Below are 12,272 nucleotides of genomic sequence, written 5' to 3'. Positions count from 1 at the left end.
AAAGCCGCGTCCATGCCAACGGACGCCGCCCACTATTCCGAGGCCGTACGGGAGCACACAAGGTCGACTTCAGGACGCGCGTGCCACAACGCACGCGCGCCCCCGCATGGTTGACGCGCGTTGACAAGTGGCCGTCTCACCACGTCGATTCCCATAGCAAACACTACGAGCGAGTAACTAACGGCAGCCTGTGAGGTCTAGTCCTGTCCGGATTTCGACCCTCCGAAGTCCGGATCCAACGGTGTCTCGACGGGCGGGAGTTGCTCCTGCATCGATTGCTGCCACTGCGCCAACAGCTGTTGCGCCTGCGCCGAGAGCTCCTGCGGCTGAATCGGACGCTGCTGTGCCTCGGGCAACGACGGCTGTGTCAGAGCCGTCCCGTCCGACGGCTGCTGCTGCACCTGGGGCGCGGGAGGCGCCGCCTGTTGCGCCGGCTGCTGTGCCCGCTCCAGGAACCTCAGCAGCTCGACGGGGAAGGGCAGGACGAGCGTGGAGTTCTTCTCGGCCGCGACCGCCACCACCGTCTGCAGCAGTCGCAGTTGCAGGGCGGCGGGCTGCTCGGACATCACTCCGGCGGCCTCCGCCAGTTTCTTGGAGGCCTGGAGCTCGGCGTCCGCGTTGATGACCCGGGCCCGCCGCTCACGGTCGGCCTCCGCCTGCCGGGCCATCGACCGCTTCATCGTCTCCGGCAGGGACACGTCCTTGATCTCGACGCGGTCGATCGAGACGCCCCACTCCACGGCAGGGCTGTCGATCATCAGCTCCAGGCCCTGGTTGAGCTTCTCGCGGTCGGCGAGCAGATCGTCCAGTTCGCTCTTGCCGATGATCGAGCGCAGTGACGTCTGCGCCATCTGCGAGACCGCGAAGCGGTAGTCCTCGACCCGGATGATCGCGTCCGCGGCGGACACCACCTTGAAGTAGACGACGGCGTCCACCCGCACCGTCACGTTGTCCCGCGTGATGCCCTCCTGCGCGGGTACCGGCATCGTCACGATCTGCATGTTGACCTTCTGGAGCCGGTCCACGAAGGGCACGATCATGGTGAACCCCGGACCACGCACCCCGGATCGCAGCTTGCCGAGGCGGAGCACCACGCCCCGTTCGTACTGTTTGACGACGCGGGCCGCCGCCATCGCGTACACCGTTCCGACGGACGCGAGAGCCACTCCCGCCGTCACCAGCTCCTCGACCATTACGACCCCCAGGGTCCGTATCGGGCGCAACAGGTGTGTACTTCGACGGTAACTCCGGCGCGTACGCAAAGGGGAGATGGAGGACCGAGGTGCCGAACGGGATACGGATGCGGGACGGACGGCGGCTGGCGTTCGAGGAGTGGGGGGACCCGGACGGCAGCCCGGTGATCCTGCTGCACGGCACACCGGGCTGCCGGCACGGGGCGGTCCCGGCGGAGCTGATGGCCGAGCGTCCCGGGGTGCGGTTCATCGCGTACGACCGGCCGGGGTACGGGGATTCGGACCGCGGTCCCGGACGCCGGGTGGCGCAGGCCGCGCGGGACGTGGCGGCACTGGCCGACGGGCTCGGGCTCGGGAGGTTCGCGGTGCTCGGCCGCTCCGGCGGTGCCCCGCACGCGCTGGCCTGCGCGGCGCTGCTGCCCTCGCGGGTGCGGCGGGCGGCGGCGATGGCGAGCCTCGCGCCGCCGGTCGCCGAGGGGCTGAACTGGTTCGACGGGATGGCGAGGTCCAACGTCGAGGAGTTCACGCAGGCGCTCACGGACCCCCTGGAGTTCGCGGACCGGCTCGCCGCCCGGGCCGCCGCGATCCGTGCGGACCCGGCACAGCTCCTCGCGTCGGTCAAGGACGGTCTCACCGACGCCGACCGCCGGATCGTCTCCACCCCGGCCGTGAGCGAGATGCTGCTGCGCAACTACCGTGAGGCGCTGCGCGAGTCGGCCTACGGCTGGCTCGACGACACCCTCGCGCTGCTGAGCCACTGGGGCTTCGACCCGGCGCGGATCACCCGTCCCGTGCTGCTGTGGCACGGCGCCGAGGACACCTTCTCCCCGGTGGGCCACTTCGAGTGGCTGGCCGAGCACATCCCCCGCGCCCGCCCGGTCCTGGATCCGAAGGGCAGCCACTTCTCAGCCCTGGAGGCCCTCCCGGACGTACTGGACTGGCTCTGCGCGACCCCACAGACCGCCACCTGACCCGAACCGCCACCCGCCCCGGGCCGACATCTGACCCGGGCCACCGCCTCACCCCCGGGGCCACCTCACGCCCGGGGCCGCCTCGCACCCGAAGCACTTCACCCCCGGGGCCACCTCACGCCCGGGGCCGCCTCGCACCCGAAGCACTTCACCCCCGGGGCCACTTCACACCCGGGGCCGCCTCGCACCCGAAGCACTCCACCCCCGGGGCCACTTCACACCCGGGGCCGCCTCGCACCCGAAGCACTCCACCCCCGGGGCCACTTCACACCCGGGGCCACCTCACGCCCAGGACCGCCTCACCCCCGGGGTCACCTCACGCCCCGGGTCACCTCACACCCCGGGCCCCACTATGAGCCCGCTCCCCGCGGCCCCCGGCCGCTCCAGCCGTGCCCCGCGCATCAGGTCCATCTCCCGCTCATGGCTGTCGCCCACGGCGTCCGTCACCCGCAGCCGGAGCCGCAACTCGTCGATCTCGTCGACGAACCGCTGGCTGTACGCGCCGTGGGGCACGGTCTCGTACCCGGTGGCGCCCGGCAGGGGGAAGCCCGCGCCGACGAGCATCTGCCGGTAGTGCTTGCCGTGCACAAGCCCCATGGCGGCGAGTTCCCGCAGCAGTCCCGCGTGGTCGGTCCAGGCCCCGGGAGCCCCGTCGTGCGGTACGAGCCGGTACTCCACCCGCTCCACCACGGCGTGCTGCGGGCCACCGTTCAGGACGCCCACCTCCCAGGCGGGCTCGTCCGGGGCGAAGGCGCCGGGCAGTACCCAGGACGCACGCCAGCCCAGCGCGGGCCGTACCGTACGCGCGTACTGCGCCCGGCCGAGGACCGCGGCGAGCGCGACCGCCAGCAGGCTGCCCAGCGCGTCCGTGTCCATCAGCCGCAGCCGCCAGGGCCACTGGCGGCTCAGCTCCCCCGTCACGTTGCCGCGCGTGATCTCCCACAGGAGCACCAGCGCCAGCACCACGAGCAGCACCAGCGGTGTCGTGAACAGCAGCGGACTGCGGCGTACATGGCGCTGCTGGTCGGAAGCCACTTCCTTGTTCCCCCGGTCTTCCTCGTGCACCCGGGCGAGCCCCCACGGCCAAGGACGAGCCCCCGCACCGCGAACGGCGTACGGGGGCTCGTCTGCTGCTGGCTGCAGTCAGGTCACGCGGGTGTCGATGTGTCGCGTACCGGTCAGAATACGTTGACTCCGTAGGCGCCCAGCGCCTCGGTGACCGGCTGGAAGAACGTGGTGCCACCGGAGGTGCAGTTGCCGCTGCCGCCCGAGGTCAGACCGTAGGCGACACCGTTGCTGCCGTAGAGCGGACCGCCGGAGTCGCCGGGCTCGGCGCAGACCGTGGTCTGGATCATGCCGTAGACGATGTCGCCGCCGCCGTAGTTGACGGTCGCGTTCAGCGCGGTGACGCGTCCGGTGCGGGTGCCGGTGGTGGAACCGGTGCGGATCACGTTCGTGCCCACGGCCGGGGTGGCGGCGCTGGTGATGTTGACGCTGCCCGCGGTGCCTTCCTTGGCGATGCTCGTGTTGCTGTACCGGACGAGACCGTAGTCGTTCGTCGGGAAGCTGGATCCCGCGGTCGGCCCGAGGACCGTGGTACGGCCGGAGTTGGAGTACCAGGTGCCCGCGCCGTCGGTGCAGTGACCGGCGGTCACGAAGTAGTCGGCGCCCGCGCTGTTCTTGACGTTGAAGCCGAGGGAGCAGCGCCAGCTACTCGCATAGATGGCGTCGCCGCCCTTGATCAGCTTGCTGAACTTGCCCGGCGTGTACTTGATCTGCAGAGCGCCGGCGTTGGTGCCCGCGGCCCGCTTGATCTTCGCGATCTCGGCCTTGGAGACGGTGCTGTCGACCGTGACGACGACCTTGCCGGTCTTGGCGTCGGTCACCCAGGCGGTGCCCGGCACGTCGGCCTTGAGCACCGAAGAGTTGGCACTCTTCAGCTGGGAGGCGCTGAACGTCTGCGCGTCGCTCGCGTTCGCGGAAGGGATGGTGAATGCGGCCGCGGCCACGAGTCCGGAGGTGACGGCGATCAGCCGGGTCCGTCTCGCTATTCCGCTGCGGGGGGTGGTGCGCTTGGTCCTCACTGTTCGTTCCCTCCAAAGGGAAGTCGGGGGCCCGCGTGGGGTCGGGGCCCGTGAGGCGCACGCCAGAGGAAGAATGCCCGGATTCCGGACAAGCCGTGCCCCTGACAAGGCGCTGGGGGGAGTATTTGGCCGCACACCCGACGGGCGCAAGGGCGCCTTTCGGCCGTGCGGCGTTCAACTTACGTATGTCCCACGGGAGTTGATCTCATCGACGGCAGTGTGTGGATTACGTGCGGATTATCGGAGCAGATTGCGTTCCCCAGCGGCAATCGCCGCGCTCAGGCTATTGCCCGGCGGCGGGAATGGGCAGATGAAGTGGTCCGCGAATGCGCAGGGCGGGAGCAGGGCCCGGTTGAAGTCCACCGTCGTGCGCCCCTCGGTGTCAGGAGCCGCCGGGCGCAGGAACCGGAAGCGATGGCTGCCGTTCCCACTCGTCACATCGCCGAAAACAGCCCACAGCGATCCGTCCCCCTGAACCGTCACCTGAAGGGTCAGATCCTGCCCGTCCAGCCCGAAGGCGAGTTCACCGCCGAGCCCGAGCCCGCGCTCCCGCCCGTCGGCGTTCGCCACGCGTACGGTCCGGTCCTCCCCGTACGGCGTGAAGCGGCCCGGCACCGACCAGCGCGGGTCGTACGGCGTGGCCTCGATGCCCCGGAACGCCCGCCGGGCCGGGGAGGCGGGGTCGAAGTCGCGTACCCCCAGGACCCCTTCCCGTACGAGGACGACGAACCGGCGCTCGCCGTGCGCGACCCGGGCCGTGGCGGCCGGACCGGGGTCGGCCCCGAGCCGGATCTCACCGGCGAAGGGCTCACCGTCCACGAGGAGGCCGTCGGCCGCGCCGGCCGTCAGCACGACCGCGTCACCGGCCACGGACCACCGGCCGGGCATGTCCGGAAGTAGCCCCTCCGGATAGTCCTCGACCCAGTGGGTGCCCCTGAGCGCGAGCGGGCCGTAGGGCGCGGACACCGTCTCGGTGCGGTGCTCGTGCCAGTGCTTCCACTCCTCGGACGCGTCCGCCGCCCCGTGTTCCGTCGTCATGTGTTCCGTCGTCATGTGATCGGCCCTTCCCCCCGGGCTCCGCCGGGCCGAGGTGTGAGCGCGGCGTCGCGCCGGTGTATTCCGCCCGGCGCGACCGCCGGCGGTCGTGACCTCCCCGAACACCCCGGCGGCCGCGACCGCCGGGGCCCCGGGATCCCGGGATCTCCTAGATCTTCGGCAGGCCGGGCGGGTTGATCTCCGACTTCGGCACGGCCTCGCTCGACAGACCCCAGCGCTTGAGCACACGCCCGTAACTGCCGTCCTCGATCACATGGTTGATGGCGGCCGCGTACGCGTCGACGAGCCCGCTGTCCTTCTTCGTGGTGGCGGCGATCTTGCCCTGGAGGTCGTCGCCGGCGCCGGAGAGCGTGCCGATGACCTCCGACTGCCCGGCCGAGGCAACGTGGTACGCGGCGGACGGGCTGGGGCCCAGGTAGGCGTCGATACGGCCCGACTGGAGGGCCAGGTAGTAGTCCGTGTCCTTCTGGAAGTACTTGATGGAGACCGGCTTCCGGCCCGCCTTCTCGTTCTGCTTGCTCCAGTCGACGAGGATCTTCTCCTGGTTGGTGCCGGAGGAGACGGCGATCGTCCTACCCGCCACGTCCTCGGGACCCTCGACCTTCCAGCCGGTGCCCTTCTTGGCCTCGAACGAGATGTTGTCGAGACGGTAGGTCGCGAAGTCGTACTTCTCCTTGCGCTCCTCGGTGACGGTGACGTTGGAGAAGACGGCGTCGAACTTGCCGCTGTCGAGACCGACGAAGAGGTTCTCCCAGGAGACCTCGTCGTTGTCGAGCTTCAGCCCGAGGGTGTCGGCGACGAGGGTCGCGAGGTCGATCTCGGAGCCGATTCTGGTCTTGTCGTCGGTCGCGTAGAAGCCGAGTGGCGGCGAGGCGTCGGCGCTCTGGCCGAGCTTGAGCGTGCCGCGCTTGCGGATGGCCGCCGGGACGAGCGCGGCGATGTCGTCGACCTTCTTGCCGCGGATCCGGTTCTGGTCCGGGCCGATGTTGACGTCGCCGACCTTCTTGGTGCCGGAACCGCCCGTACCGGTTGCCGCGTCGCTGTCACCGCCGCAGGCGCTGAGCAGGGGGGCGACGACGAGTGCGGCGACGGAGGCGGCGAGGGTGCGTCGGGATATCACGGGTGAACTCCTGAAATGAGAAGGAACGAACAGAAACAACGAACAGAAACAGGGAGGGACGAGGTCAGAGGACCTTGGAGAGGAAAGCGCGGGTGCGTTCGTGCCGCGGCCGGTCGAGTACGTCGCCGGGGGTGCCCTGTTCGACGATCCGGCCGTCGTCCATGAAGACGACGGTGTCGGCGACCTCGCGGGCGAAGCCGATCTCGTGGGTGACGACGATCATCGTGGTGCCCTGGTGGGCCAGGTCCTTGATGACGTCGAGGACTTCACCGACCAGCTCGGGGTCGAGCGCGGACGTCGGCTCGTCGAAGAGCAGCAGTTTCGGCTCCAGGGCGAGCGCGCGGGCGATGGCCACGCGCTGCTGCTGTCCCCCGGAGAGCTGCTTCGGGTAGGCGTCGGCCTTGTCGGCGAGCCCGACCCGGTCGAGCAGCCCGCGCGCGGTCACGGTGACGTCCTTGCGGGACCGCTTCAGCGCGGAGACCGGGGCCTCGACGATGTTCTCCAGCACCGTGAGATGCGGGAAGAGGTTGAAGTTCTGGAAGACGAACCCGATCCGGGTGCGCTGCCTGAGGATCTCCCGTTCGCGCAGCTCGTACAGCTTGTCGCCGGAGCGCCGGTAGCCGACCAGCGAACCGTCCACGCTGATCCAGCCCTGGTCGACCTTCTCCAGGTGGTTGATGGTCCGCAGCAGTGTGGACTTGCCGGATCCTGACGGGCCGAGGACGACGGTGACCTCACCGGTCCGCACCTCCAGATCGACGCCCTTGAGGACTTCGAGCGAACCGAAGCTCTTGTGGACGGACTTGATGTCGACCATGGGGGCGGCGGCCGCCCCGTCCTTGGTCGGATCCTTGGTCAGCGGCGCGCTCATCGGGTGCTTCCCTTCGCGAAGTGTCGTTCGACGTAGTGCTGGAGGACCGAGAGCGCGGTGGTCAGGAGGATGTACCAGGCCGTCGCGACCATGAGCAGCGGTACGACCCGGCCGTTGCGTCCGTAGATGACCTGGACCTGGTAGAAGAGTTCGCCGATCGCCATGACGGAGACGATGGAGGTGCCCTTGAAGAGGGAGATCACCTCGTTGGCGGCGTTGGGCAGGATGGAGCGCATCGCCTGCGGCAGCACGATCCGCCGGATCTGCCGCAGCCTGGGGATGCCGAGCGCGGCCGCCGCCTCCAACTGTCCGCTGTCGACGGACAGCACGCCGCCGCGCACGATCTCCGCTGCGTACGCGGCCTGGTGCAGGGCCAGCCCCAGCACGGCCGCGCTCATCGCGCCGACCAGGCCCATCGTGTCGAAGGAGAAGAAGCCGGGCCCGAACGGGATGCCGAACTGCAACTCCTTGTAGAGGTAGGCCAGGTTGAACCAGAAGAGCAGCTGCACGATCAGCGGGATCGACCGGAACGCCCAGATGTACGCGAAGGAGACGGCCTTCAGGAACGGGCTGGCCGACAGCCGCATGAAGGCCAGGACGATACCGAGAGCGAATCCCAACGCCGTTCCGTAAAAGGTGAGTTGGAGCGTCACCCAGACCGCCTTGAGGATCACCTCCGCGGTGAAGAACTCGGCGAACACCTCCCACTCCCAGCCGGAGTTGGTGGCGAGCCCGTGGACGAACTGCGCGAGCAGCACGGCGGTCACGACCACCGCGACCCAGCGCCAGGGATGGCGTACGGGCACGACCTTGAGCGCGCCGTAGTCCTCGGGCTCGGCGGATGTTCTGGCAAGGGGTGGATCACTGGTCAGCGACATGGGAGTTCCTCTGGGTGTCCTCTGGATGAGGGAAGCGAGCGGGGACGCCGGGGGTGCGGAGGGTGCGGTTACGCGGCGGCGCTACAGGACAGCGCGCACAGAAAGGCCAGCGCCGCGCGCGCCGTTGCGTCGTTCTGCCGGAAGGCGGGCCCTCCCGTGCGCGGCCGGGTGAAGGCGCCGGAGCCGCGGGCGTCGGTGTGCGGTCCGAGCGCGAATCGCCGTGGATGCGGGGCGCCGGAGCGGTCGAGGACACGCCCGTCGGCGGGGTCCACGGCGAGCAGCCCCTCGGGGGTCGCCGCGGCCCCCTCTGCGTACAGCTCGCGCAGCAGCGAGTCGCGCGTCCGCTCGACCGTGGGATGCGGCAGCCGCGCCTCGACGAGCGCCCGTGCCTCGACGTACTCCCCCGGCACGCCCGCGCTCCCGGCCCGGAAGACGCCGTCCGATGCCGATACGGTCATGCCGGCGCCCAGGAACCTGAGCACCCCCGCCCGGGACAGGGCGAGCATCTGCCGCAGCCGCGGTCCGGGTGGCCCCGACGCCAGATAGCTGAAGAAGCCGTGCCACCAGGACCCGATGTCACCGAGCCGCACCAACTGCCCGTAGACGGACAGGAGTCCGAGGAAGACCGCCATGTCCGCGCTGTGCGAAGGGTCGTGACGCCGGGTCAGGTCCCCTTCGATGTAGGCCCGCAGGCCGTCCTGGAGTTCGTCGTACGAGGCATGGCGCACCCCGTCCAGCGGATGGTCGAGCGCGGCCGGGTCGAACCGGTCGGCGGTGTCGGGCACGGCCGAGGCGACCAGGGCCTGGATCTCGGCACTGTCACCGGCCGCGTACTTCTCCTCGAAGTCCGTCCAGGCCATGTCCGTGCGCCCGGGGTGTGCCGTGAACAGCCGGTGGAAGTGCGCGAAGCCCAGTTCCTTCTCGACTAGCGGCCACACGTCCCGCCGGAAGTCGAACCCGCCGGGGCGCGCGAGCAGCGCGTCCACCTCACCCGGTCCGAAGAACCGTGGCAGCGGCGGCCGTTCACCGGTCCAGTCGTAGCCGATCTTCGAGTGGTACGGGACTCCGCGCCGCGACCCGACGTGCAGCACGGGCTCGCGCCCGGACGCCCTGTACGTCAACTCCCCGTCCGCGCCCGTCTCGTAGCGCCCGCCACGCCCTTCGGTGAGCAGCACCATCAGGTCGACGAAGGCGAGCCCGAAGCCGCGTACGAGCACCGGTTCGCCCGGCGCGAGGGCGGACAGGTCACTGTCGGCGGTGAAGTCCGGCGGCAGATGGACGAGGTCGTGAGCACGGGCGTACGCGGCCAACTCGCGCTGCTCGTCGTCCAGTTCGGCATCGAGGTGGCCGAGCGTGAGGACGACCAGGTCGGCGAGGAGCGGGCGCGGCCGGCCCTCCAGCCACACCTGCTGACGCCCCTCGCGCGGGCCGGTGACCCGCAGGGCTCGGCGGGCGTGATGGTGGACGCGGATGCCCGGCGGGAGCGCGGCGACGGTCTGCTCGTAGACCCAGCGCATGTACGTGCCCTGCCGTTGCCGGTCCGCGAAGACGCGTCCGTCGAGTGCGGCCCACTCGTGCAGCGTGGGGCCCTCGCGCACCGGCCCGGCCATGTCGACCGTCTCGTCGGTGAACATCGTGACGTCCTGCGCCTCGGAGTTCATCCACAGCAGCGGCGACTGCGCCTCGCGCCAGATACGGCCGCCGCCCGGCGGGTAGGGGTCGACGAGATGGATGTCGAGCCCCTCCGAACTCCCGTACAGTCCGGGCGCGTTGGCGGCGATCCGTTCCAGGAGTCCGGTCCCCCGCGGCCCGGCTCCCACGATCACCAGCGAGGGGCGTACAGCGACCCGGCTCATCGCGTGCGCTCCGAACCGCGCGCGTAGTGCCGCTCGACGTAGTACTGGCCGACGCTGAGCACCGAGGTGACGACGACGTACCAGAGCGTGGCCACCATCAGGAGCGGGATGACCTGATAGGTGCGGTGGTAGACGAGCTGCACGGAGTAGAGCAGGTCCTGCACGGCGATCACGCTGACGATCGAGGTGCCCTTGAGGGTGCCGATCAGCATGTTCCCGGCGGGCGGCACGATGGAGCGCATGGCCTGCGGCAGCACGATCCGCCACCAGCGGCGCCACCGGCTCAGCCCGAGCGCCTCCGCGGCCTCGATCTGCCCCCGGTCGACGGAGAGGATCCCGCCGCGGACCACCTCGGCGGCGTACGCGGCCTCGTGCAGGGTGAGTCCGATGATCGCGACCGTGACCGGCCCGAGCAGGTTGACCGTCCTGACCCCGAGGATCGTCGGATAGAGCGCACCGATGTTGAACCAGAACAGCAGCTGCACGAGGATCGGCATCGACCGGAAGAGCCAGACGTATCCCCAGCTCACCGCGCGCAGCACGGGGTTGGCGGAGAGCCGGAACGCGGCGAGCAGCGCGCCGAGGGCGAAGCCGAGCGCCATGACGAGCGCGGTCAGCCAGAGGGTGAGCCAGAGGCCGCGCAGGACCGACGCGGACGTGAAGTAGTCACCGACGACGTCCCACTGGAAAGCCTCGTTGCGGACGACGGAGTTGACGGCGAGCCCGAAGAGGATCAGGACGACGCCGGCGGCGGTCCACTGGCCGAGGCGGCGGCGCGGGACGATGCGCGGGGGCACCGCGTCCTGCGGCGCGGCCACCTTGGTAAGGGTGTGCGAGGACATGCGAAGGCTCCGTGATACGTCGGTCGAACACGGGTGGTGCCTTCACACAGATCACGCGGAACACGTGGCGCCACGAGGGCGTCGTACGGCGTGCACGGCCGAGCCCCTCAGCAAGGCCGTGCACCGAGAGTACGGGGGCGTTTCCCCTCGCTGTCAAGGCCGTCCACACTGTGAGCCGTACGTCTCACGCCAGTTGACGCCAAACCGGATGCCTGTTCCACTTGCTCTCATGCATCCGCAGCAGTGGCTGGTCAAGCGCTCCCACATCGACTTCGGTCGAGTGTGGTCCTCTTCCTGTTGAGCTGACCCCCTGCGCGCCCGAGCCCTTCATGGGCGGGCGCCTTCTGCGTTTCCCACCTTTCTCCACCCTCTCCACGCCTTCACACGCGCACCTCTCCCCTCGCGCTTCCAGCTCCCCAGGTCTGTCCAGGAGATCCGTACGCCATGAGTACGTCCTCACGGCCCCGCCGTGCCCTTTTCGTCCCCTTCGCCCTGATCACTTCCGCGGCGCTGCTGCTCACCGCGTGCGGATCCGGCACCGACGGCGGAAGTGACGCCCAGGCCGCGGCCGCGTCCCAGAAGATCCCGACGACCGACGTCGTCTCGTCCCTCAGGACGGACGCCTCCGCCTCGAAGCTGCTCCCCGCCGGCACCGACACGCTCACCCTCGCCGTCAGCGTCGGCGGCACGCCGCCCGGCACCAGCTATCTGGAGGACGGCAAGACCCTGGCGGGCCAGGACGTCGACTTCGCGGCCGCCGTCGCGAAGGTCCTCGGCATCGAGCTGAAGCGTGAGGCCGCGAGCTTCGAGGCGATCCTCCCGGCGCTCGACAGCGGCAAGTACGACGTCGGCGTCGGCAACTTCGGCGTCACCGACGAGCGCCGCAGGACCATCGACTTCGTGACCTACATCAACGACGGCCAGGGCTTCGCCACCCGCGAGGACAGCAAGCTGGACAGGGTCACCGACCTCGCCCAGCTGTGCGGTCTGAACGTCGCGACGGGAGCCGGCACCACCTTCGAGGCCACGCTGGAGGAGAACAAGCACGTCTGCTCCGACGCCGGCAGGAAGGCGTACAAGGTGCAGACCTACAACGAGCAGGGCGCCATCTGGTCCTCGCTCCAGCAGGGCCGCAGCGACATCGTGATGAGCACCATCAACGGGCTGCGCTATGCCGTCGCCCAGCAGGAAGGGCTGAAGTTCCTCAACGAGTTCCACCGTCTCGATGTCGGCTTCGCCTTCAAGAAGGGCACCAAACTGGCCCCCGCGTTCCAGGCCGCGGTGAACAAGCTCATCGCCGACGGCACATACGACCGGATCCTCAAGAAATGGGGCACGACCGGCTCGGCGATCGAGAAGTCGGAGATCTCACCGCCGGAACTCAAGGACTGACGAACAGGC

General features: G+C 69.8%; 11 protein-coding genes. 2 read left to right on the top strand and 9 right to left on the bottom strand.

Going from position 1 to position 12,272, the window contains the following annotated elements:
* Positions 1-197 precede the first annotated feature (197 nt).
* The gene (locus ACFWXQ_RS42860) at positions 198-1,193 is read right to left on the bottom strand and encodes a slipin family protein (RefSeq protein ID WP_383949166.1); all 996 of its coding nucleotides are present in this window, start codon (positions 1,191-1,193) and stop codon (positions 198-200) included.
* An 89-nt stretch (positions 1,194-1,282) separates the two neighbouring features.
* Here ACFWXQ_RS42860 and ACFWXQ_RS42855 point away from each other — a divergent pair, with 89 nt between their 5' ends.
* Positions 1,283-2,164: an alpha/beta fold hydrolase gene (locus ACFWXQ_RS42855; protein ID WP_383949169.1), complete on the top strand. Its 882-nt coding sequence runs from the start codon at positions 1,283-1,285 to the stop codon at positions 2,162-2,164.
* A gap of 333 nt (positions 2,165-2,497) precedes the next feature.
* On the opposite strand, the gene ACFWXQ_RS42850 is transcribed toward ACFWXQ_RS42855, so the two are convergent.
* The 8 genes from ACFWXQ_RS42850 to ACFWXQ_RS42815 form a co-directional block, all read right to left on the bottom strand.
* A complete protein-coding gene (locus ACFWXQ_RS42850; RefSeq protein ID WP_383949172.1) occupies positions 2,498-3,199 on the bottom strand; it encodes a hypothetical protein in 702 nt (233 codons plus the stop codon).
* 143 nt (positions 3,200-3,342) lie between these two features.
* Entirely contained in the window at positions 3,343-4,248 is a 906-nt protein-coding gene (locus ACFWXQ_RS42845) for a S1 family peptidase (RefSeq protein ID WP_383949176.1), read from the bottom strand.
* A gap of 237 nt (positions 4,249-4,485) precedes the next feature.
* Positions 4,486-5,301 carry a DUF1684 domain-containing protein gene (locus tag ACFWXQ_RS42840; RefSeq protein WP_383949179.1) on the bottom strand — a complete coding sequence of 272 codons (816 nt, stop codon included), beginning with the start codon at positions 5,299-5,301 and terminating at the stop codon, positions 4,486-4,488.
* A gap of 151 nt (positions 5,302-5,452) precedes the next feature.
* Positions 5,453-6,424 (bottom strand): ABC transporter substrate-binding protein, encoded by a 972-nt coding sequence (locus ACFWXQ_RS42835; RefSeq protein ID WP_383949182.1) that lies wholly within the window; start codon positions 6,422-6,424, stop codon positions 5,453-5,455.
* A 64-nt stretch (positions 6,425-6,488) separates the two neighbouring features.
* The gene (locus tag ACFWXQ_RS42830) at positions 6,489-7,295 is read right to left on the bottom strand and encodes an amino acid ABC transporter ATP-binding protein (protein ID WP_383949185.1); all 807 of its coding nucleotides are present in this window, start codon (positions 7,293-7,295) and stop codon (positions 6,489-6,491) included.
* Positions 7,292-8,173 carry an amino acid ABC transporter permease gene (locus tag ACFWXQ_RS42825; RefSeq protein WP_383949188.1) on the bottom strand — a complete coding sequence of 294 codons (882 nt, stop codon included), beginning with the start codon at positions 8,171-8,173 and terminating at the stop codon, positions 7,292-7,294. The genes ACFWXQ_RS42830 and ACFWXQ_RS42825 overlap by 4 nt, the downstream gene beginning before the upstream one ends.
* 68 nt (positions 8,174-8,241) lie before the next feature.
* Positions 8,242-10,029: an FAD/NAD(P)-binding protein gene (locus ACFWXQ_RS42820; RefSeq protein WP_383949191.1), complete on the bottom strand. Its 1,788-nt coding sequence runs from the start codon at positions 10,027-10,029 to the stop codon at positions 8,242-8,244.
* On the bottom strand, positions 10,026-10,871 hold the full coding sequence (locus ACFWXQ_RS42815; protein WP_383949194.1) for an amino acid ABC transporter permease: 846 nt from the start codon (positions 10,869-10,871) through the stop codon (positions 10,026-10,028). The genes ACFWXQ_RS42820 and ACFWXQ_RS42815 overlap by 4 nt, the downstream gene beginning before the upstream one ends.
* Positions 10,872-11,315: 444 nt before the next feature.
* Between ACFWXQ_RS42815 and ACFWXQ_RS42810 the strand changes: the two genes are divergently transcribed.
* Entirely contained in the window at positions 11,316-12,263 is a 948-nt protein-coding gene (locus tag ACFWXQ_RS42810) for an ABC transporter substrate-binding protein (RefSeq protein WP_383949197.1), read from the top strand.
* The last annotated feature ends 9 nt before the right edge of the window (positions 12,264-12,272 follow it).

The organism is Streptomyces sp. NPDC058697 (assembly GCF_042715345.1).
Lineage (GTDB): Bacteria > Actinomycetota > Actinomycetes > Streptomycetales > Streptomycetaceae > Streptomyces > Streptomyces liliifuscus.
Note: the sequence above shows the minus strand (reverse complement) of the source record. Positions and strands in the feature narration are given on the sequence as shown.